Annotated in this window: 16 protein-coding genes; 14 read left to right on the top strand and 2 right to left on the bottom strand. The window is 60.2% G+C overall.

What is annotated here, in order from left to right:
* Nucleotides 1-89: 89 nt before the first annotated feature.
* The 6 genes from DU29_RS0100640 to etfB all read left to right on the top strand — a co-directional run bounded on the left by DU29_RS0100640 (nucleotide 90) and on the right by etfB (nucleotide 7962).
* Entirely contained in the window at nucleotides 90-1067 is a 978-nt protein-coding gene (locus DU29_RS0100640) for a dipeptidase (RefSeq protein WP_028619955.1), read from the top strand.
* Nucleotides 1068-1225: 158 nt separating this feature from the next.
* A complete protein-coding gene (locus tag DU29_RS0100635; protein WP_028619954.1) occupies nucleotides 1226-1756 on the top strand; it encodes a DUF5943 domain-containing protein in 531 nt (176 codons plus the stop codon).
* A gap of 15 nt (nucleotides 1757-1771) precedes the next feature.
* Nucleotides 1772-3832, top strand: a complete 2061-nt coding sequence (gene dgcA, locus DU29_RS0100630; protein ID WP_028619953.1) for a dimethylglycine demethylation protein DgcA — start codon at nucleotides 1772-1774, stop codon at nucleotides 3830-3832.
* A gap of 174 nt (nucleotides 3833-4006) precedes the next feature.
* The gene (gene dgcB, locus DU29_RS0100625) at nucleotides 4007-5956 is read left to right on the top strand and encodes a dimethylglycine demethylation protein DgcB (protein ID WP_028619952.1); all 1950 of its coding nucleotides are present in this window, start codon (nucleotides 4007-4009) and stop codon (nucleotides 5954-5956) included.
* On the top strand, nucleotides 5956-7176 hold the full coding sequence (gene etfA, locus DU29_RS0100620) for an electron transfer flavoprotein subunit alpha (RefSeq protein ID WP_028619951.1): 1221 nt from the start codon (nucleotides 5956-5958) through the stop codon (nucleotides 7174-7176). The genes dgcB and etfA overlap by 1 nt, the downstream gene beginning before the upstream one ends.
* A gap of 15 nt (nucleotides 7177-7191) precedes the next feature.
* Entirely contained in the window at nucleotides 7192-7962 is a 771-nt protein-coding gene (gene etfB / locus DU29_RS0100615; RefSeq protein WP_028619950.1) for an electron transfer flavoprotein subunit beta, read from the top strand.
* 906 nt (nucleotides 7963-8868) lie between these two features.
* Here the strand turns inward: etfB and gbcA are convergent.
* On the bottom strand, nucleotides 8869-10164 hold the full coding sequence (gbcA, locus tag DU29_RS0100610; protein ID WP_028619949.1) for a glycine-betaine demethylase subunit GbcA: 1296 nt from the start codon (nucleotides 10162-10164) through the stop codon (nucleotides 8869-8871).
* Between the two features lie 295 nt (nucleotides 10165-10459).
* Between gbcA and gbcB the strand changes: the two genes are divergently transcribed.
* Entirely contained in the window at nucleotides 10460-11560 is a 1101-nt protein-coding gene (gene gbcB / locus DU29_RS0100605) for a glycine-betaine demethylase subunit GbcB (RefSeq protein ID WP_028619948.1), read from the top strand.
* Nucleotides 11561-11747: 187 nt separating this feature from the next.
* Here the strand turns inward: gbcB and DU29_RS0100600 are convergent, their stop codons facing one another.
* Nucleotides 11748-12788 (bottom strand): threonine aldolase family protein, encoded by a 1041-nt coding sequence (locus DU29_RS0100600; protein WP_028619947.1) that lies wholly within the window; start codon nucleotides 12786-12788, stop codon nucleotides 11748-11750.
* Nucleotides 12789-12919: 131 nt separating this feature from the next.
* Between DU29_RS0100600 and DU29_RS0100595 the strand changes: the two genes are divergently transcribed.
* The 7 genes from DU29_RS0100595 to purU all read left to right on the top strand — a co-directional run bounded on the left by DU29_RS0100595 (nucleotide 12920) and on the right by purU (nucleotide 21609).
* Nucleotides 12920-13636: a TraX family protein gene (locus DU29_RS0100595; protein WP_028619946.1), complete on the top strand. Its 717-nt coding sequence runs from the start codon at nucleotides 12920-12922 to the stop codon at nucleotides 13634-13636.
* Nucleotides 13637-13920: 284 nt separating this feature from the next.
* Nucleotides 13921-15174 (top strand): serine hydroxymethyltransferase, encoded by a 1254-nt coding sequence (gene glyA, locus DU29_RS0100590; protein ID WP_028619945.1) that lies wholly within the window; start codon nucleotides 13921-13923, stop codon nucleotides 15172-15174.
* 22 nt (nucleotides 15175-15196) lie between these two features.
* On the top strand, nucleotides 15197-16447 hold the full coding sequence (locus DU29_RS0100585; RefSeq protein WP_007947735.1) for a sarcosine oxidase subunit beta: 1251 nt from the start codon (nucleotides 15197-15199) through the stop codon (nucleotides 16445-16447).
* A gap of 14 nt (nucleotides 16448-16461) precedes the next feature.
* Nucleotides 16462-16791, top strand: coding sequence for a sarcosine oxidase subunit delta (locus DU29_RS0100580; protein WP_028619944.1), 330 nt, complete (start codon nucleotides 16462-16464; stop codon nucleotides 16789-16791).
* On the top strand, nucleotides 16788-19805 hold the full coding sequence (locus tag DU29_RS0100575; protein ID WP_028619943.1) for a sarcosine oxidase subunit alpha: 3018 nt from the start codon (nucleotides 16788-16790) through the stop codon (nucleotides 19803-19805). The genes DU29_RS0100580 and DU29_RS0100575 overlap by 4 nt, the downstream gene beginning before the upstream one ends.
* A gap of 144 nt (nucleotides 19806-19949) precedes the next feature.
* On the top strand, nucleotides 19950-20582 hold the full coding sequence (locus DU29_RS0100570) for a sarcosine oxidase subunit gamma (RefSeq protein ID WP_028619942.1): 633 nt from the start codon (nucleotides 19950-19952) through the stop codon (nucleotides 20580-20582).
* Nucleotides 20583-20751: 169 nt separating this feature from the next.
* On the top strand, nucleotides 20752-21609 hold the full coding sequence (gene purU / locus DU29_RS0100565) for a formyltetrahydrofolate deformylase (protein ID WP_028619941.1): 858 nt from the start codon (nucleotides 20752-20754) through the stop codon (nucleotides 21607-21609).
* Nucleotides 21610-21629 lie beyond the last annotated feature (20 nt).

Genomic DNA, 21629 nt, shown 5'->3' with positions numbered 1-21629 from the left:
CACCCGGTCGTCACGGCACCGAAGCATATGCTGGCCCCAAAGCGCCGACACACGATTCGGCGTACGAATCGCCAAAAGGGGACTGCCTGATGAGCCCAGCCGAATTGCACGCCGACAGCATCATTATCGACGGGCTGATTATCGCCAAGTGGAACCGCGAGCTGTTTGAAGACATGCGCAAAGGCGGCCTCACTGCGGCTAACTGCACCGTGTCGGTGTGGGAAGGTTTTCAGGCGACCGTCAACAACATCGCCGCCAGTCAGAAACTGATCCGCGAAAACAGCGACCTGGTCATTCCGGTGCGCACCACTGCCGACATCCGCAAAGCAAAGGAGCAAGGCAAGACCGGCATCCTTTTCGGTTTCCAGAATGCTCATGCGTTTGAAGACCAGATCGGTTATGTCGAAGTGTTCAAGCAGCTCGGCGTCGGTATTGTGCAGATGTGCTACAACACGCAGAACCTGGTGGGCACCGGTTGCTACGAGCGTGATGGCGGCCTGTCGGGTTTCGGTCGCGAGATCGTCGCCGAGATGAACCGCGTCGGCGTCATGTGCGACCTGTCCCACGTCGGTTCGAAGACTTCCGAAGAAGTCATTCTCGAATCGAAGAAACCGGTCTGCTACTCGCACTGCCTGCCGTCAGGCCTGAAAGTCCACCCGCGCAACAAGTCCGATGAAGAACTGAAATTCATTGCCGATCACGGCGGCTTCGTCGGCGTGACCATGTTCGCGCCGTTCCTTGCAAAGGGCATTGATTCGACCATCGACGACTACGCCGAAGCCATTGAATACACCATGAACCTGGTCGGTGAAGACGCCATCGGCATCGGCACCGATTTCACCCAGGGGCATGGCCAGGATTTCTTCGAATACCTGACCCACGACAAGGGCTATGCCCGCCGCCTGACCAGCTTCGGCAAGATCATCAACCCGCTAGGCATCCGCACTGTCGGCGAGTTCCCGAACCTGACCGAGACACTGCTCAAGCGCGGCCATTCCGAGCGGGTAGTCCGCAAGATCATGGGCGAGAACTGGGTAAGCGTCTTGAGCAACGTCTGGGGCGAATAAACCCCGATTCCCTGTAGCAGCTGCCGAGGAACGAAGGCTGCGTCGGGCTGCGGAGCGGCCCCCCGAGGGCGGTCCTGCGGACACGCAACGCAGCCTTCGTGCCTCGGCAGCTGCTACAGACACGACATCACTACGAATTTTTCTGGAGTTAAGTTTCCATGGCCAAGATCGCCCCGCAATTACCCATCGAAGTCGACAGCGAGACCGGTGTCTGGACGTCCGACGCCCTGCCGATGCTGTACGTACCGCGGCATTTCTTCGTCAACAACCACATGGGCATCGAGGAAGTGTTGGGCGCTGAAGCCTACGCCGAGATCCTGTACAAGGCCGGCTACAAATCCGCCTGGCACTGGTGCGAAAAAGAAGCTGAATGCCACGGCCTGGAAGGCGTCGCGGTGTTTGAGCACTACATGAAACGCCTGTCGCAACGCGGCTGGGGCCTGTTCAAGATTCAGGACATCGACCTCGAGAAGGGCACCGCCAGCGTCAAGCTCGAGCACTCTGCATTTGTCTACGTGTACGGCAAGGTCGGGCGCAAGGTCGACTACATGTTCACCGGCTGGTTTGCCGGTGCCATGGATCAGATTCTGCAAGCGCGCGGCAGCCAGATTCGCACCGTTGCCGAGCAAGTTTACGGTGGCTCTGAAGAAGGCCACGACGACGGGTTGTTCACCGTCAAGCCGTTGTAAGTCGAGGAATCCGTCATGGCTTTCGAAGCAATGTTCCAGCCGATCCAGATCGGCAAACTGACCATCCGCAACCGTGTGCTCAGCACCGCGCACGCCGAGGTCTACGCGACCGACGGCGGCATGACCACCGAGCGGTACGTCAAATATTACGAAGAGAAAGCCAAGGGCGGCATCGGTCTGGCGATCTGCGGCGGTTCGTCCGTCGTGGCCATCGACAGCCCGCAGGAATGGTGGAGCTCGGTGAACCTGTCCACCGACCGCATCATCCCGCACTTCCAGAACCTCGCCGACGCCATGCACAAGCACGGCGCCAAGATCATGATCCAGATTACCCACATGGGTCGTCGTTCGCGCTGGGACGGCTTTAACTGGCCGACCCTGATGTCGCCGTCGGGCGTGCGCGAGCCAGTGCACCGCGCCACCTGCAAAACCATCGAGCCAGAAGAGATCTGGCGGGTCATCGGCAACTATGCCCAGGCCGCGCGGCGGGCCAAGGCCGGTGGCCTGGACGGGGTCGAACTGTCGGCAGTGCACCAGCACATGATCGACCAGTTCTGGAGCCCTCGCGTTAACAAACGTACCGATGAGTGGGGCGGCAGCTTTGAAAACCGCATGCGCTTCGGTCTGGAAGTCTTGAAAGCCGTACGCGCCGAAGTCGGCCCCGATTTCTGCGTCGGTATCCGTCTGTGCGGTGACGAATTTCACCCGGACGGTTTGTCCCACGAGGACATGAAACAGATCGCCAAGTACTACGACGACACCGGCATGCTCGACTTCATCGGCGTGGTCGGCTCGGGCTGCGATACCCACAACACCCTGGCCAACGTTATTCCGAACATGAGTTATCCACCGGAGCCGTTCCTGCACCTGGCGGCCGGGATCAAGGAAGTGGTCAAGGCACCGGTGCTGCACGCGCAGAACATCAAAGACCCGAACCAGGCGACGCGCATCCTTGAAGGCGGCTACGTCGACATGGTCGGCATGACCCGCGCGCACATCGCCGATCCGCACCTGATCGCCAAGATCAAAATGGGCCAGATCGACCAGATCAAACAGTGCGTCGGCGCCAATTACTGCATCGACCGTCAGTATCAGGGCCTGGACGTGTTGTGCATCCAGAATGCTGCGACTTCCCGTGAATACATGGGCCTGCCGCACATCATCGAAAAAACCACCGGGGTGAAACGCAAAGTGGTGGTGGTCGGTGCCGGCCCGGCCGGGATGGAAGCGGCGCGTGTTGCCGCTGAACGTGGCCACGACGTGACCCTGTTCGAGAAAAAGGAATTCATCGGCGGGCAGATCACCACGGCGTCGAAAGCGCCGCAGCGCGACCAGATCGCCGGTATCACGCGCTGGTATCAACTGGAACTGGCGCGGCTGAAAGTCGATCTGCGCCTGGGCGTGGCGGCCGATGCGCCGACCATTCTCGACTTGCGCCCGGACGTGGTAGTGCTTGCGGTGGGCGGTCATCCGTTTGTTGAACAAAACGAGCATTGGGGGGCGGCCGAGGGCCTGGTGGTCAGCAGCTGGGACATCCTCGACGGCAAAGTCGCACCGGCGAAAAACGTCCTGGTGTACGACACCATCTGCGAATTCACCGGGATGTCGACTGCCGATTACCTGGCCGACAAAGGCAGCCAGGTCGAGATCGTCACCGACGACATCAAGCCGGGCGTGGCCATGGGCGGCACGTCGTTCCCGACTTACTACCGCAGCATGTACCCCAAAGAAGTGATCATGACCGGCGACATGATGCTCGAGAAGGTTTACCGCGAAGGCGACAAGCTGGTTGCGGTACTGGAAAACGAATACACCGGCGCGAAAGAGGAGCGAGTGGTCGATCAGGTGGTCATCGAAAACGGCGTGCGTCCGGACGAAGAAATCTATTACGCGATGAAGGAAGGGTCCCGCAACAAGGGCCAGATCGACGTCGAAGCCTTGTTCGCGATCAAGCCGCAACCGTGCCTGGAGCAGAGCGGCGACGGCTACTTGCTGTTCCGCATCGGTGACTGCGTGGCGCAGCGCAATGTGCATGCGGCGATCTACGACGCGCTGCGGTTGTGCAAGGATTTCTAAGAGCTTGTGGATAACCCCTGTAGGAGCGAGCTTGCTCGCGATGGATTCAAAGGCGCCGCGTTTATCCAGACTGCTCGCGTCATCGTTTACGTCCATCGCGAGCAAGCTCGCTCCTACAGTGAGGCGAGCACGGCATTCAGGTAGTTAAGCCCGAGGTCTTTGGGAGCAACACCTATGTTGAACACCCTTCTTCCAATCCTGTTTTTCGCTGCCCTGGGCCTTGCGGTTCTCGGTGCGTTACGGCGGGCAGCGATGTGGCGCCGCGGGCGAGCTTCGAAAGTCGACCTGATCGGCGGCCTGTTGGCCATGCCCAAGCGTTACATGGTGGATCTGCACCATGTGGTCGCGCGGGACAAGTACATTGCCAACACCCACGTGGCCACGGCCGGCGGCTTTGTCCTGGCGGCGGTGCTGGCGATTCTGGTGCATGGTTTCGGCTGGCACAGTCGCGTCCTTGGTGTCGCGCTGCTGATTGCCTCGGCGGTGATGTTTGTCGGCGCGATTTTCATGTTCATGCGTCGTCTGAATCCTCCGGCTCGTCTGTCCAAAGGGCCATGGATGCGCTTGCCGAAAAGCCTGCTGGCGTTTTCGGTCTCGTTCTTCCTGTTGACCCTGCCGGTGGCCGGCGTCCTGCCAGCAGATTTCGGTGGCTGGATGCTGTCGGCAATCCTTTTGGTTGGCGTGCTGTGGGGCGTTTCGGAATTGTTCTTCGGGATGACCTGGGGCGGGCCGATGAAGCACGCCTTCGCCGGAGCGCTGCACCTGGCCTGGCACCGTCGTGCCGAGCGTTTTGGTGGTGGTCGATCCACCGGTTTGAAGCCCCTGGACCTGAGCGATCCAAGCGCTCCATTGGGCGTGGAAAAACCCAAGGATTTCACCTGGAACCAGCTGCTCGGATTCGACGCCTGCGTGCAGTGCGGCAAGTGCGAAGCGGCGTGCCCGGCGTTTGCTGCAGGCCAGCCGCTGAACCCGAAAAAACTGATTCAGGACATGGTCGTCGGCCTGGCCGGTGGCACCGATGCCAAATTTGCCGGCAGCCCTTATCCAGGTAAACCGGTCGGCGAACACGCCGGCAATCCGCATCAACCGATCGTCAACGGTCTGGTCGACGCCGAAACCCTGTGGTCGTGCACTACCTGCCGCGCCTGCGTCGAGGAATGCCCGATGATGATCGAGCATGTCGACGCCATCGTCGACATGCGCCGCCACCTGACCCTGGAAAAAGGTGCGACGCCGAACAAAGGCGCCGAAGTCCTCGAAAACCTGATTGCCACCGACAACCCGGGCGGATTCGCACCGGGCGGGCGGATGAACTGGGCGGCGGACTTGAACCTGAATCTGCTCAGTGAAAGGAAATCCGTCGACGTGTTGTTCTGGGTCGGCGACGGTGCCTTCGACATGCGTAACCAGCGCACCTTGCGCGCCTTCGTCAAAGTGCTGAAAGCGGCCAAGGTCGACTTCGCAGTGCTGGGCCTTGAAGAACGCGACAGCGGCGATGTGGCCCGACGTCTGGGCGACGAAGCGACTTTCCAGTTATTGGCCAAGCGCAACATCCTGACCCTGGCCAAGTACAGCTTCAATCGCATTGTTACCTGCGATCCGCACAGCTTTCATGTGTTGAAAAACGAGTACGGCGCCTTCGACGGCAATTACCTCGTGCAGCATCACAGCACTTACATGGCGGAAATCATCGGCGCGGGTGCGCTCAATCTCGGCCAGCACAAAGGCAGCAGCGTGACCTATCACGACCCGTGCTACCTCGGCCGCTACAACGGTGAATACGAGGCGCCACGTGAAGTGTTGCGCGCGCTCGGAATCGAGGTGAAAGAGATGCAACGCTCCGGATTCCGTTCGCGCTGCTGCGGGGGTGGCGGCGGTGCGCCGATCACCGACATTCCGGGCAGGCAACGCATCCCCGACATGCGCATGGACGACATCCGCGAAACCAGCGCCGAGCTTGTGGCCGTGGGCTGTCCACAGTGCACCGCGATGCTCGAAGGCGTGGTCGAACCGCGCCCGCTGATCAAAGACATCGCCGAACTGGTGGCCGACGCGTTGCTTGAAGACGCGCCAACCAACAAGCCGAATTCACCGGCCAAACGTGAACCTGCGGAGGCCCATTGATGAGCGACATTATCCGCCGCGACCCACGCGCCGAGTGGATCGCCCGCAACCGTCTGCACCCGCTGCACGCGGCCATGCAACCGCTGCAGCACAGCTGGATGGGGCCCAATGGCGTGATCCGCAAGAATCCCCATGGTATCGGTTTCATCGGCCCGAACGGGATCAAGCGTATCGACCGCAGCGGCGCTCAGCAGGGCGGGGCGAGTAAGCGTTCGGCTACCGTTGAAGCGCAAATGCCGCTGCATCAAGTGCCGCAACCAGTGTTTTACATCTGCGTGGTGCCGGACATGGTGGGTGGCCGCTTGAGCAGTCACGACCGCGATCTGCTTGGCTTGGCTCATCAGTTGGCCGGCAGCGATGGCGCGGTGTTGGCCGTGATCTTTGGCGAACATAAGGAAATCACCTTCGCCAATGCCGGCGTCGATCGCTTGCTGGTGCTGGAGGGTGACGAGTTCAGCGGTTATGCGCCGGAGCAGCGTGTGCAGGGTCTGCGCGCTGTGGATAACCAGTTCAACCCTCGTCACTGGCTGCTGCCTGATAGCCGTAGTGGCGGCGGTGAACTCGGTCGACGCTTTGCCGCCGCACTGGGTGAACGCCCGGCCACACGGGTCTGGCAGGTCAAGGATCAGCAGTGTATTGGCCGTGCCGGAGCCGGGTTGCAGGATTTGGCACGACCGGTTGCGCGTCTGATTCTGGCCGCCGCCGAATGCGCTGAACCGGTCAGCGAAACCCGTCATGAAGCTCTGCCGGTTGAGTTATCCACAACCGTAGCGCGCAGCCTGACGCGAATCGAAGATCTGGGCGCGGTGGCGGTAGATCCGGCTGCCATTCCGATGGCCGAGGCGGAATTCATTTTTTCCGGCGGCAATGGCGTCAAGGACTGGGCGCTGTTCCACAGGACCGCCCAGGCATTGGGTGCCACAGAGGGCGCGTCCCGTGTGGCGGTCGACGATGGCTTCATGGCGCGGGATCGCCAGGTCGGCGCGTCCGGTACGTGGGTCACGGCGCGGGTCTACGTGGCGGTGGGTATTTCCGGGGCGATCCAGCACCTGCAGGGCATTGGCGCTTGCGACAAGGTGGTGGCGGTCAATCTGGATCCGGGCTGCGACATGATCAAACGGGCCGACCTGTCGGTGATCGGTGAAAGTGCCGAGATTCTTCAGGCCTTGATCGATGCGGTCGCGGCTTACCGTAACGACGCCAAGCGCGATGCGGCATAAGGAAAGGAAAGGGTTATGAGCACAAAAATCATCAGCCTGGTGTCCATCGGCGCTCATCCAACCTCCGGTCGGCCACGTCGCGCGGAACAAGATGCGCGGGCTGTAGAACTTGGACTGCAGCTGGCAGGGGATAACTTGCAGGTGCTGCATGCTGGCGACGTGGCGGAACCGGCGTTGCGCGCCTATCTGGGCATGGGACTGGAACAGCTGCATGTGCTGGAACAGCCTGACGGTGCCGACGCCTTGCCGGCGTTGACTGCGTATCTGCGCGAGGCCGGAGCACAGGTCGTGCTCACTGGCAGTCAGGCGGAAACCGGAGAAGGCTCGGGTATGCTGCCGTTCCTGTTGGCCGAAAGCCTTGGCTGGCCGCTGGTGGTGGGGCTGGCTCAGGTTGAATCCATCGAAGGCGGTTCAGCGCTGGTACTGCAGGCGTTGCCGCGCGGCCAGCGCCGTCGCTTGAAAGTGCGGCTGCCATTTCTTGCGACTGTGGATAATGCTGCGCCCAAGCCTCGACAGAGCGCTTATGGTCCGGCGCGACGGGGTGTTCTGCAGGCTGACGACGTGGAGGTCATCGACGATGAGCTGCTCACGGTTGCGACGTTGCAGTCGGCCAAACCCAGGCCGAAACGCTTGAAAGTCATCAAGGCCAAAAGCGGTGCCGACCGCATGAAAGCCGCGACCGCCAAGGCCAGCGGTGGCGGGGGGCAAGTGCTCAAGGGCGTCACCGCACAAGCGGGTGCCGAGGCTATCCTCAAATTGCTGATTGAAGAAGGCGTGGTCAGGTAAGGCAACGAGTCTGCACCTCGCTTATGTAGCAGCTGCCGAGCCCGCGAGGCTGCGTTCGAGCGCGAAGCGGTCGCCTAAGATGACATGACCCTGCGCGACGGTGGTACCTGGTTTGACGAGGACTTCGTCCTCGGACGCAGCCTCGCAGGCTCGGCAGCTGCTACAGGTTTACTCACAATTGCTGTGAGTGTACCTGTGGATAACATGTTCGTACTTGTCCACAGCCCCTGTAAACCCGGTCCTGACAGCGTCAGTACGAAAAGTAACCAAGCTAACCTACGGTTTTATCGGGTTATTTTTGCACATCGCGCTGTTGAACTGACGATACTTGCCCCCAATTCCTGTTGGCGCTTCTGTGGATAAGATGTTCGCGAACGTCTGCAGCCCATACCCAGCGGCGCTTTCAGAGAGTTGATCATAAGTTGATCAATTGTGCTTTTTTGATCCGCAATGCGCCCCAGAAGGCCCAATTCACGCGGTTGTCAGCGGTTTTCCACAGCCTGGGAAAAGTTGCCCCCAAACTCTGTTGGTGGTTCTGTGGATAAGGTGTTCGCCATCGTCTACAGGCCTTGTTATCCGGGGCTTTCAATTGGCTGGTTACTATTTAACCAATACTCAAGCCAAACCGTAGTCCGGGATAAGTCACGGTTTTTATTCGCCTTTTTACGAAGAATATGGACGACATGGCGCACTTGTCCCCAATAGCTGTGGGCGGACGTGTGGATAAGTTGTTTGCGGAAGGCTGAGGGGCTGGTGATTATGGGGTGTGGGGCAGTTGATTAGATTTTGTGCAACCACGGCCGGGAGATGTGCTGAATATAAAGTCGCTATCGCGAGCAGGCTCACTCCTACAGGAGTAACTCATTCCAAATGTAGGAGTGAGCCTGCTCGCGATGCTTTTTGCTGTTAACCCTGAACCGGCACACCTTTGAGATAAGCCGCCGGCTCGGCCCCAAGATTGTTCAGCAAACGTTCGCTATACCAATCGACAAAATTCACCACACCAAATTCATACGTCTTGGAGTAAGGGCCAGGTTGATATGCCGTGGAGTTGATCCCGCGCTGGTTCTCTTCCGCCAGGCGACGGTCCTGGTCGTTGGTTGCATCCCAGACCTGACGCATGCGGTCGACGTCGTAATCCACGCCTTCAACGGCGTCCTTGTGCACAACCCATTTGGTGGTGACCATGGTTTCCTGGGCGCTGATCGGCCACACGGTGAACACGATGATGTGGTCGCCCATGCAGTGGTTCCACGAATGCGGCAGGTGCAGGATGCGCATAGAACCCAGGTCCGGGTTTTTGATGCGGCCCATCAGTTTGGCGCAGCCCTGTTTGCCGTCGAGGGTCATCGACACGGTCCCCTTGAGCAGCGGCATGCGCACGATGCGGTTGCGCAGGCCGAAGCTGGCGTGAGCGTAAGGAATCTTCTCGGCTTCCCACGCGGCGGCAGACGCCGCGACATGATCCTTGAAGGCCTGGTCGGCGCGCGGGTCGGTGACGTCGTCCCATTCCAGCAGGGTCTTCAGCAGTTCCGGATGCGACGCGTTGCAGTGGTAGCATTCGCGATTGTTTTCCAGCACCAGTTTCCAGTTGGCTTTCTCGATCAAGGTGGTGGTGATCGCCACCTTGGTGTTCTCCATGTCGTACGGTTCCATGTAATGGTTTAGCGTCGACAAAAAGTCATCAATGGCCGGCGGATTTTCCGACAGGCTGATGAAGATGTAGCCGCCTGCGGTCTTCACATTCACCGGTTTCAAACCGTATTGCTTCATGTCGAAGTCGGCACCCATTTCTGTACCGGCGAATAACAGGCGACCGTCCAGCTCGTACGTCCACTGGTGGTAGTGGCACACGAGTTTGGCAACCTTGCCTTTTTCGCTGGTACACAGGCGCGAGCCGCGGTGACGGCAGACGTTGTGGAACGCATGCACGACGCCCTCGGCGCCGCGAATCACGATGATCGGATTCTTGCCGATCTGCAGGGTCAGGTAATTGCCCTTGCCAGGGATTTCGCAGGTCATGCCAGCGATCAACCACTCTTTCTGAAAAATCTCCTGCATATCGATATCAAACAGCCGCTCGTCAGAGTAAAACGGCTGCGGCAGCGAGAACGTGCGCTCACGCTCTTGCAGCATCTGTGCGGTGGCCTTGCGTGCGGGTTCCAGCGGATCGCCCAAGCTGATTTTTGCGGTGACGTCCATCGATTTGATCCTCATGGCCATTCTGTGTGGCCGGCGAAAGTGGCTAATCAGGTTGCTGTTCGGAATAGCTACGCAAGGTGTAATGAATGTGTATTGGTTTGCAGCGAGTGTGGGGCCGACGCACACCAGAACCTTATCCACGAACGACATGGCCCACTCTGTTCCCGACGCGCAACTCCCGGTAGTTGGGGCCTGGTCGCGATAAGTATGTGAATGTCGCAGATAGGTAAATGGGCGATCTGCGCTATACGCAGAATCGCCACCATAAGGCCGAGCATCGGCGGTGGAGAACAGCATGTCCAACAGCTTCCTGAATCCGGTAACGACCCAGACCTGGGCCAATGGTCGACACATCGTCCGTTGCGTCAAAGTCATCCAGGAAACCTGGGATGTGCGCACCTTCTGCTTCATGGCCGACCAACCGATTCTGTTCTTCTTCAAACCCGGACAATTCGTCACCCTGGAGCTGGAAATCGAAGGTGTGCCGATCATGCGCTCCTACACCATTTCCAGTTCGCCTTCCGTGCCTTACAGCTTTTCGGTGACGATCAAGCGCGTGCCGGGCGGCAAGGTGTCGAACTGGTTGCACGACACGCTGCACGAAGGCCAGGAGCTGGCGGTGCACGGTCCGGTCGGCTTGTTCAACGCGATGGATTTCACCGCGCCCAAGGTTTTGTATCTGAGCGGTGGGGTCGGCATTACACCGGTCATGTCGATGGCGCGCTGGTTCTATGACACCAACGGCAACGTTGACATGGTGTTTATCCACAGCGCCCGCTCACCGAAAGACATCATTTATCACCGCGAGCTTGAACACATGGCGTCGCGGATCGACAACTTCAGTCTGCACCTGATTTGCGAGAAGCATGGCCTGGGCGAACCGTGGGCCGGTTATCGCGGCTACCTGAACCAGAAAATGCTTGAGCTGATGACGCCTGATTACCTTGAGCGCGAAGTTTTCTGCTGCGGCCCGACGCCGTACATGAACGCGGTCAAGCGCATGCTCGAAGCGGCCGGTTTTGACATGTCGCGCTATCACGAAGAATCGTTCGGCGCGACACCGCCGGAAGCCCGCGCCGATGCGGTGGAGCAAGCCGAAATCGCTGCCGATGCACCGGAACTCGACGTGGCGGATCTGCATCAGGTGGAATTCGTCTCATCGGGCAAAAGCATTCACGTGGCCCCGGGCGAGACCGTTCACGCCGCTGCGGCCAAGGTTGGCTTGCTGATTCCCAAGGCCTGCGGCATGGGCATTTGCGGGACGTGCAAGGTGTTGAAGCTGGGCGGCGAAGTCGAGATGGACCACAACGGCGGGATCACCGAAGAGGACGAAGCGGAAGGGTTCATTTTGTCGTGCTGCAGCGTGCCGAAGGGCGATGTGCGGATTGAATTCTGACCTTGCTGACTTGATCACTTCCGTGAACGCGCTTGTGTGTAGCAGCTGGCGAAGCCTGCGTTCGGCGGCGCAGCCGTCGTAAATCCATTAAACGCGGTGTACCTGACACACCGCGTTGTTTGATCTTACGACGGCTGCGCCGCCGAACGCAGGCTGCGCCAGCTGCTACAGAGTGCGCTGCGGAGGTTTACCGAGCCATCACTTCGCGGATGTCTGAAGCCAACTCGCGCACGCGCTCTTCTTCGGTGTCCCATGAGCACATGAAGCGTGCGCCGCCGTTGCCGATGAAGGTGTAGAAGCGCCAGCCTTTGGCAGTCAGCGCGGCGATGGCCGGTTCCGAGAGTTGCAGGAATACGCCGTTGGCCTGCACCGGGAACATCAGTTCCACGTCCGGAATATCGCTCACCAGTTCGGCCAGCAACTGCGCGCAGTGGTTGGCATGGCGGGCGTATTTGAGCCAGGCGTCGTTTTCCAGAATCCCGACCCAGGGTGCCGAGAGGAAGCGCATCTTCGAGGCCAGTTGCCCTGCCTGTTTGCAGCGGTAATCAAAGTCTTCGGCCAGTTTGTGGTTGAAGAACAGGATCGCCTCACCCACGGCCATGCCGTTCTTGGTGCCGCCAAAGCACAGCACGTCTACGCCCGCTTTCCAGGTCAAATCAGCCGGCGTACAGCCGAGGTACGCGCAGGCGTTTGAGAAACGCGCGCCGTCCATGTGCAGGTTCAGGCCGAGCTCTTTGCAGGTGACGCTGATCGCGCGGATTTCTTCCGGGGTATAGACGCTGCCGACTTCGGTGGCCTGAGTCAGGGTAACAACGCGCGGTTTCGGGTAGTGGATATCCTGACGCTTGAGGGCCACTTCGCGGATCGACTCAGGGGTCAGCTTGCCGTTTTCGGTGCGGGCCACGAGCAGTTTCGAGCCGTTGGAGAAAAACTCCGGCGCGCCGCATTCGTCGGTTTCAACGTGGGCGGTTTCCGAGCAGATCACGCTGTGGTAACTCTGGCACAGCGACGACAACGCCAGCGAGTTGGCTGCCGTGCCGTTGAAGGCGAAAAATACTTCGCAGTCGGTTTCGAACAGTTTGCGGAATTCATCGGACGCGCGTGCGGTCCATTCATCGTCGCCATAGGCGCGCTGGTGGCCGTGATTGGCCTGCTCCATGGCAGCCCAGGCTTCAGGGCAAATGCCAGAGTAGTTATCGCTGGCGAATTGTTGGCTCTTGTCGGTCATGGCCGGCTTCCGTGATCGAGGCTCTTATGGTGAAGAGCGTCGTGGTCAATGATGGTGCGCACTTTACCGAAGATCGTCCGGGGAGCACACGGGATGTTGCTGTCAGAAAAATACACGGGTGACGGGCAATTATGCACATGACTCAGCGGGACGGGGCGCTGGATCTGCTCAAGTGGCTGGCGTTGCTGAGTATGGTGCTCGATCACCTGCGATATGTCGGTTATTCCGTCGATATCCTGTATGTCCCGGGCCGGCTGGCCTTTCCCTGGTTTTGCCTGGCGATGGCGGCGAATCTGGCGCGGCCTCGCGCAGTCACTGCAGATGGGCAATGGCGCTATTTGCTGTGGTTGCTGCTGTTCAGCGCCATCAGCGAAATTCCTTACCGGATGTTTATTCCTGATCCCGACACGCTGAACGTGATGCCGACGCTGGCGCTTGGCTTGCTGGTGGCGCGGGGCTGGCAGCATCACGCGTTGCAATCGCGACTGCTGGCGCTGGGTGCCTTGATCGTTGCAGCGCTTTTTTCCGAGCGCCTGATGTTCGGGTTTTTCGGGGTGCTGCTACCGCTGGCGACGCTGTTGGTGATCAGACGGTCCTGGTTTTTCAGTCTGCTCCCCGGGGTGGTGTGCCTGGCTGCGAATCAGTGGGAGGTGTTGTATCACTCCGCACGGTTTGGCAATGCGCCCGCCATTCTGGGCCTCGTCACCTGCCTGTTTGCGCCTTTGATGGGAATGTTCTTGTTGCGCCACGCCAAAGCCCTGCGCCCGCCACCCATGCGGCGCTGGGCGTATGCGCTGTATCCCGTGCATTTTCTGCTGCTACTCGCAGTGCGACAGGCCATCGCATAACCCTGTGGGAGCGAGCCTGCTCGCGATGGCGGCGGGTCAGCCGACATCAATGTCGAATATGAAGCCGCTATCGCGAGCAGGCTCGCTCCCACGGGGAATTTGCGCCGGTTCAAAGACTGTGCCCGGCCTGCCATTCGCCGCCATGTCGTAAACGCACCTTTGCGTGGCGTCCGTAGGCATTTGGCCTGTCTGCGCCGGTCATACCATCGAATCCAAAGGGCACTGCCGAAAGGTACGTGCCTCACCGAGACGAATGGCGCACCGCCGCCGCTGGGAGAGACGCGATGTTCAGCAAGCAAGACCAGATCCAGGGTTATGACGATGCACTGCTGGCGGCGATGAATGCCGAGGAGCAACGCCAGGAAGATCACATCGAGCTGATCGCGTCCGAGAACTACACCAGCAAACGCGTCATGGAAGCGCAGGGCAGCGGCCTCACCAACAAGTACGCCGAAGGTTATCCGGGCAAGCGCTACTACGGCGGCTGCGAGCACGTCGACAAAGTTGAAGCCCTGGCCATCGAGCGCGCCAAGCAACTGTTTGGTGCCGATTACGCCAACGTCCAGCCGCACTCCGGCAGCCAGGCCAACGCAGCGGTTTACCTCGCCTTGCTCAACGCCGGTGACACCGTGCTCGGCATGAGCCTGGCCCACGGCGGTCACCTGACCCACGGCGCCAAAGTCAGCTTTTCCGGCAAGCTCTACAACGCCGTGCAGTACGGCATCGACACCAGCACCGGCCTGATCGACTACGACGAAGTCGAACGCCTGGCGGTCGAGCACAAACCGAAAATGATCATCGCCGGGTTCTCGGCTTATTCGAAGACCCTGGACTTCCCGCGCTTCCGCCAGATCGCTGACAAAGTAGGCGCGTATTTCTTCGTTGATATGGCCCACGTGGCCGGTCTGGTGGCGGCGGGTTTGTATCCGAACCCGCTGCCGTACGCCGACGTGGTCACCACCACCACGCACAAAACCCTGCGCGGTCCACGTGGCGGTCTGATCCTGGCCAAGGCCAACGAAGAACTGGAAAAGAAATTCAACTCCGCGGTATTCCCCGGCGGTCAGGGCGGCCCGTTGATGCACGTTATCGCCGGCAAAGCGGTGTGCTTCAAAGAAGCGCTGGAACCCGGTTTCAAGGCCTACCAACAACAAGTGATCGACAACGCCCAGGCCATGGCCGGCGTATTTATCAAACGCGGCTACGATGTAGTGTCCGGCGGCACGGATAACCATCTGTTTCTAGTCAGCCTGATCCGTCAGGGCCTCACCGGTAAAGAAGCGGACGCAGCCCTTGGTCGTGCGCACATCACCGTCAACAAGAACGCTGTGCCGAATGATCCACAGTCACCGTTCGTGACCTCCGGCCTGCGCATCGGCACCCCGGCGGTGACCACGCGCGGCTTCAAGGTGACCCAGTGCGTGACGCTGGCCGGATGGATTTGCGACATCCTCGACAACCTCGGCGATGCCGACGTCGAAGCCGATGTTGCCCGGCAAGTGACGGCCCTGTGCGCAGACTTCCCGGTTTATCGCTGAGCGCGGTTTTGGAGTAATGACTATGCAACGCTATTCCGGCTTCGGCCTCTTCAAACACTCGCTCAGCCACCACGAAAACTGGCAGAAAATGTGGCGCACGCCGACCCCGAAAAAGGTCTACGACGTGGTCATCGTCGGCGGTGGCGGGCATGGTCTCGCCACGGCTTACTACCTGGCCAAAGAACACGGCATCACCAATGTGGCTGTGGTCGAGAAAGGCTGGCTGGGCGGCGGTAACACCGCGCGCAACACCACCATCGTGCGCTCCAACTACCTGTGGGACGAGTCGGCGCATTTGTACGAACACGCGATGAAATTGTGGGAAGGCCTCTCGCAGGACCTGAACTACAACGTGATGTTCTCTCAGCGTGGCGTTTACAACCTGTGCCACACCCTGCAGGACATCCGTGATTCCGAGCGTCGGGTCAGCGCCAACCGTCTCAATGGCGTCGACGGCGAACTGCTCGATGCCAAACAAGTAGCCGACGAAATCCCGTACCTCGACTGCTCGAAGAACACCCGCTACCCGGTGATGGGCGCCACCGTCCAGCGTCGTGGCGGCGTGGCCCGTCACGATGCCGTGGCGTGGGGCTTTGCGCGTGCCGCCGACGCCCTCGGCGTGGACCTGATCCAGCAGACCGAAGTGATCGGTTTCCGCAAGGAAAACGGTGTGTGCATCGGCGTTGAAACCAACAAGGGCTTCATCGGCGCCAAGCGCGTCGGTGTAGTAACTGCCGGTAACTCCGGGCACATGGCCAAACTCGCCGGTTTCCGCCTGCCGATCGAATCCCACCCGCTGCAAGCGCTGGTGTCCGAGCCGATCAAACCGATTATCGACAGCGTGATCATGTCCAACGCCGTGCACGGTTACATCAGCCAGTCTGACAAGGGCGACCTGGTGATCGGCGCCGGCATCGACGGCTATAACGGCTATGGCCAGCGCGGTTCATACCCGGTGATCGAGCACACCATTCAAGCCATCGTCGAGATGTTCCCGGTGTTGTCCCGCGTGCGCATGAACCGTCAATGGGGCGGCATCGTCGACACCACGCCCGATGCTTGCCCGATCATCTCGAAAACCCCGGTCCCGAACATGTTCTTCAACTGCGGTTGGGGCACCGGTGGCTTCAAGGCAACACCCGGCTCGGGCAACGTGTTTGCCGCAAGTCTGGCCAAGGGTGAAATGCACCCGTTGGCCGCACCTTTCTCCATCGACCGTTTCCACAACGGTGCGTTGATCGATGAACACGGCGCTGCTGCGGTCGCCCACTAACAGGAGAAATCCCTATGTTGCATATCTTCTGTCCTCACTGCGGCGAACTGCGCTCCGAAGAGGAATTTCACGCGTCGGGCCAGGCGCACATCCCGCGCCCGCTGGACCCGGCCAGCTGCACCGACGAGGAGTGGGGCGACTACATGTTCTTCCGCGATAACCCGCGCGGTCTGCACCACGAGTTGTGGGATCACGTCGCCGGCTGCCGTCAGTACTTCAACGCGACGCGCGACACCGTGACTTACGAGATTCTCGAAACCTACAAGATCGGCACCAAGCCACAATTCACCGACAAGACCGACAGCCCGAAAGCGGCCGCCACGGCTCTGGGAGAGAAGGTATGAGCCAGATCAATCGCCTGTCCAACGGCGGACGGATCGACCGCAACAAAGTGCTGAGCTTCACCTTCAATGGCCAGACCTACAAAGGCTTCGAGGGCGATACCCTGGCTGCCGCGCTGATTGCCAACGGTGTCGACATCATCGGCCGCAGCTTCAAGTATTCGCGTCCACGCGGGATTTTTGCCGCCGGCACCGAAGAGCCGAACGCAGTCCTGCAGATCGGCGCGACTGAAGCCACGCAGATCCCTAACGTGCGCGCCACTCAGCAAGCGCTTTACCAAGGGCTGGTCGCCACGAGCACCAACGGCTGGCCGAGCGTGAACAACGACATGATGGGGATTCTCGGCAAGGTCGGCGGCAAGCTGATGCCGCCGGGCTTCTACTACAAAACCTTCATGTACCCGCAATCGTTCTGGATGACGTACGAGAAATACATCCGCAAGGCTGCAGGCCTGGGCCGCTCGCCGACCGAGAACGATCCGGACACTTACGACTACATGAACCAGCACTGCGACGTGCTGATCGTCGGTGCCGGCCCTGCAGGTCTGGCCGCTGCACTGGCCGCTGCGCGCAGCGGTGCCCGAGTGATCCTTGCCGATGAGCAGGAAGAATTCGGCGGCAGCCTGCTCGATTCGCGTGAAAGCCTCGACGGCAAACCGGCCGCAGAATGGGTCGCCACGGTCATCGACGAACTGAAAAACACGCCCGACGTGCTGCTGCTGTCGCGTGCCACCGTCAACGGTTACCACGACCATAACTTCCTGACCATTCACGAGCGCCTTACCGATCACCTCGGCGATCGCGCACCGATCGGCCAGGTGCGCCAGCGCGTTCACCGCGTTCGCGCCAAGCGCGTGGTGCTTGCCACCGGCGCTCACGAGCGTCCGCTGGTGTACGGCAACAACGACGTGCCGGGCAACATGCTCGCCGGTGCTGTCTCGACGTACGTACGCCGTTACGGCGTGGCGCCGGGCAAAAAACTGCTGTTGTCGACCAACAACGATCACGCCTACCGCGTGGCGCTGGACTGGCTCGACGCCAGCCTGCAAGTGGTGGCGATCGCCGATGCGCGCAGCAATCCGCGCGGTGCACTGGTTGAAGAAGCGCGCGCCAAAGGCATCCGCATCCTCACGGGCAGCGCCGTCATTGAAGCCCGCGGGACCAAACGCGTGACCGCAGCCCGTGTCGCCGCGATCGACGTCAAAGCGCACGCCGTGACCAGCCCGGGTGAATGGCTCGATTGCGACCTGGTTGCCAGCTCCGGCGGTTACAGCCCGATTGTTCACTTGGCCTCGCACCTGGGTGGCAAGCCGATCTGGCGTGAAGACATCCTCGGTTTTGTACCGGGCGAAGCACCGCAGAAACGCGTGTGCGTGGGTGGCATCAACGGCGTTTATGGCCTTGGCGATTCGCTGGCGGACGGTTTTGAAGGCGGCGCTCGCGCGGCCAGCGAAGCCGGTTTCAGTGTGGTTGAAGGCACGTTGCCAAAGGCCCTGAGCCGTCTCGAAGAACCGACGCTGGCGCTGTTCCAGGTGCCGCACGAGAAGAACTCTGCACGCGCGCCGAAGCAATTCGTCGACTTCCAGAACGATGTCACCGCCGGCGGCATCGAGCTGGCGACCCGTGAAGGTTTCGAGTCGGTCGAGCACGTCAAACGCTACACCGCGCTGGGCTTCGGTACCGATCAGGGCAAGCTCGGCAACGTCAACGGGCTGGCCATCGCCGCCCGTTCGTTGAACGTGACCATCCCGCAGATGGGCACCACCATGTTTCGTCCGAACTACACGCCGGTAACCTTCGGCGCGGTGGCAGGACGTCACTGCGGGCACATCTTTGAGCCCGTGCGTCACACCGCGCTGCATCACTGGCACGTGAAAAACGGTGCCGAATTCGAAGACGTCGGTCAGTGGAAGCGTCCGTGGTACTTCCCGAAAAACGGTGAAGACCTGCACGCCGCCGTCAAACGCGAATGCAAAGCCGTGCGCGACAGCGTCGGCCTGCTGGACGCGTCGACCCTCGGCAAGATCGACATTCAAGGCCCGGATTCGCGCGAGTTTCTCAACCGCATCTACACCAACGCCTGGACCAAGCTCGATGTGGGCAAGGCGCGCTATGGTCTGATGTGCAAAGAGGACGGCATGGTCTTCGACGACGGTGTAACTGCCTGTCTCGCCGACAATCATTTCGTCATGACCACCACCACCGGCGGCGCTGCACGCGTGTTGCAGTGGCTGGAAATCTATCATCAGACCGAATGGCCGGACCTCAAGGTGTACTTCACCTCTGTGACCGATCACTGGGCGACCATGACCCTGTCCGGGCCTAACAGTCGCAAGCTGCTCAGCGCCGTGACCGACATTGACCTGAGCAACGAAGCGTTCCCGTTCATGACCTGGAAAGAAGGTCTGGTGGGCGGTGTACCGGCGCGGGTGTTCCGCATTTCGTTCACCGGTGAGCTGTCGTACGAAGTCAACGTGCAGGCCGACTACGCGATGGGCGTGCTGGAGAAAATCGTCGAGGCTGGCAAGCCGTACAACCTGACGCCGTACGGTACCGAGACCATGCACGTGCTGCGGGCCGAGAAGGGTTTCATCATTGTCGGTCAGGATACTGACGGCTCGATGACCCCGGACGACCTGAACATGGGCTGGTGCGTCGGTCGCACCAAACCGTTTTCGTGGATCGGTCAGCGTGGGATGAATCGCGAAGATTGCCTGAAGGATCAGCGTAAGCAACTGGTTGGCCTGAAGCCGATCGATCCGGCGAAGTGGCTGCCGGAAGGCGCGCAACTGGTGTTCAAAACCCAGCAGGCGATACCGATGACGATGGTCGGCCACGTCACCTCGAGCTACCTGCACAACTCGCTGGGTTATTCGTTTGCGATGGGGGTGGTGAAGGGCGGGTTGAAGCGCATCGGTGAGCGCGTGTTTGCGCCGCTGGCGGATGGCAGCGTGATTGAGGCGGAGATTGTTTCTTCGGTGTTCTTCGATCCGAAGGGTGATCGCCAGAATGTTTGATGGCCTCGAGAACGGTGGATGGGCGGCTATTCGCGAGCAGGCTCGCTCCCACATTTGAACGCGTTTCCCTGTGGGAGCGAGCCTGCTCGCGAAAGCGGAGGCTCAGCCACTACAGGTTCCAGCAGAATTCAGGAAAGGTGCTTTATGACCGCAGCCAACGTGTACCAACAACGCCCGACCACCGGCGCAAAAGCCGAATCATCTCTGCACCATGCCGACCTCGCCAGCCTGGTCGGTAAGGGTCGCAAAAGCGCCGGTGTAATCGTGCGTGAGAAAAAACTCCTTGGTCACCTGACTATCCGGGGCGATGGCCACGATGCCGCGTTCGCCGCAGGAGTGCACGAGGCGCTGGGCATCGAATTGCCCGCCGCGCTGACCGTGATTGTGAAAGGCGAAACCAGCCTGCAATGGATGGGCCCCGATGAATGGCTGCTGATCGTGCCGACCGGCGAAGAATTCGCCACCGAGCAGAAACTGCGTGAAGCGTTGGGCGATCTGCACATCGCGATCACCAACGTCAGCGGCGGCCAGCAGATCCTGGAGCTGAGCGGCCCGAATGTGCGCCAGGTGTTGATGAAATCCACCAGCTACGACGTGCACCCCAACAGTTTTCCCGTGGGTAAAGCCGTCGGCACGGTGTTCGCCAAGTCGCAACTGGTGATCCGCCACACGTCTGAAGACACTTGGGAATTATTGATTCGTCGCAGCTTCTCGGATTACTGGTGGTTGTGGTTGCAGGATGCGTCGGCTGAGTACGGCCTTAGCGTCCAGGCCTGATCACTACCCGCCATGGAGGCGGTCAACTGTGGGAGCGAGCCTGCTCGCGAAGGACTCGAGGACGACGCGTTAAATCAGGAAATACGCGTCATCGTTGACGTCCATCGCGAGCAGGCTCGCTCTCACAGGAGAACGCATTGTCTACCGATCTCCCAGGAGTCACCGCACTATGAGCCGCGCCCCAGACACATGGATTTTGACCGCCGATTGCCCAAGCGTCCTCGGCACCGTGGACGCGGTCACGCGCTTTCTGTTCGAGCAGGGCTGCTACGTCACCGAGCACCACTCGTTCGATGACCGGCTCTCCGGCCGCTTCTTCATTCGCGTGGAATTTCGCCAACCGGATGGCTTCGACGAACAATCCTTCCGCGCAGGTCTTGCTGAACGCGGCGAAGCATTCGGCATGCTCTTCGAACTGACCGAACCCAACTACCGCCCGAAAGTGGTGATCATGGTCTCCAAGGCCGATCACTGCCTCAACGATTTGCTCTACCGCCAGCGCATCGGCCAATTGTCGATGGACGTCGCCGCCGTGGTCTCCAATCACGCGGATCTCAAACCATTGGCCGACTGGCACCAGATTCCTTATCACCACTTCCCGCTGGACCCGAACGACAAGCCGTCGCAGGAGCGTCAGGTCTGGCAGGTTATTGAAGAGTCCGGCGCCGAATTGGTGATCCTCGCGCGCTACATGCAGGTTTTGTCGCCAGAGCTGTGCCGCAAACTCGACGGTAAGGCAATCAATATTCACCACTCGCTGCTGCCCGGTTTCAAGGGCGCCAAGCCTTATCACCAGGCTTACAACAAGGGCGTGAAGCTGGTCGGCGCGACGGCGCATTACATCAACAACGACCTCGACGAAGGGCCGATCATCGCCCAGGGCGTCGAGGTGGTGGACCACAGTCATTACCCGGAGGATTTGATCGCCAAGGGGAGGGACATCGAAGGGCTGACATTGGCCCGGGCTGTTGGTTATCACATTGAAAGAAGGGTGTTTCTGAACGCCAACAGAACGGTTGTTCTTTAAAACGCCATCGCCAGCAGGCT

Source organism: Pseudomonas sp. Ant30-3, from assembly GCF_000690905.1.
Lineage (GTDB): Bacteria > Pseudomonadota > Gammaproteobacteria > Pseudomonadales > Pseudomonadaceae > Aquipseudomonas.
Note: the sequence above shows the minus strand (reverse complement) of the source record. Positions and strands in the feature narration are given on the sequence as shown.

Coding starts and splice junctions, on each gene's coding strand:
- dgcA (WP_028619953.1), top strand. CDS start 1,772: ATGGCTTTCGAAGCAATGTTCCAGCCGATCCAGATCGGCAAACTGACC.
- DU29_RS0100595 (WP_028619946.1), top strand. CDS start 12,920: ATGCACATGACTCAGCGGGACGGGGCGCTGGATCTGCTCAAGTGGCTG.
- DU29_RS0100585 (WP_007947735.1), top strand. CDS start 15,197: ATGCAACGCTATTCCGGCTTCGGCCTCTTCAAACACTCGCTCAGCCAC.
- dgcB (WP_028619952.1), top strand. CDS start 4,007: ATGTTGAACACCCTTCTTCCAATCCTGTTTTTCGCTGCCCTGGGCCTT.
- DU29_RS0100640 (WP_028619955.1), top strand. CDS start 90: ATGAGCCCAGCCGAATTGCACGCCGACAGCATCATTATCGACGGGCTG.
- etfA (WP_028619951.1), top strand. CDS start 5,956: ATGAGCGACATTATCCGCCGCGACCCACGCGCCGAGTGGATCGCCCGC.
- DU29_RS0100580 (WP_028619944.1), top strand. CDS start 16,462: ATGTTGCATATCTTCTGTCCTCACTGCGGCGAACTGCGCTCCGAAGAG.
- glyA (WP_028619945.1), top strand. CDS start 13,921: ATGTTCAGCAAGCAAGACCAGATCCAGGGTTATGACGATGCACTGCTG.
- etfB (WP_028619950.1), top strand. CDS start 7,192: ATGAGCACAAAAATCATCAGCCTGGTGTCCATCGGCGCTCATCCAACC.
- DU29_RS0100600 (WP_028619947.1), bottom strand. CDS start 12,788: ATGACCGACAAGAGCCAACAATTCGCCAGCGATAACTACTCTGGCATT.
- gbcB (WP_028619948.1), top strand. CDS start 10,460: ATGTCCAACAGCTTCCTGAATCCGGTAACGACCCAGACCTGGGCCAAT.
- DU29_RS0100635 (WP_028619954.1), top strand. CDS start 1,226: ATGGCCAAGATCGCCCCGCAATTACCCATCGAAGTCGACAGCGAGACC.
- purU (WP_028619941.1), top strand. CDS start 20,752: ATGAGCCGCGCCCCAGACACATGGATTTTGACCGCCGATTGCCCAAGC.
- gbcA (WP_028619949.1), bottom strand. CDS start 10,164: ATGGACGTCACCGCAAAAATCAGCTTGGGCGATCCGCTGGAACCCGCA.
- DU29_RS0100575 (WP_028619943.1), top strand. CDS start 16,788: ATGAGCCAGATCAATCGCCTGTCCAACGGCGGACGGATCGACCGCAAC.
- DU29_RS0100570 (WP_028619942.1), top strand. CDS start 19,950: ATGACCGCAGCCAACGTGTACCAACAACGCCCGACCACCGGCGCAAAA.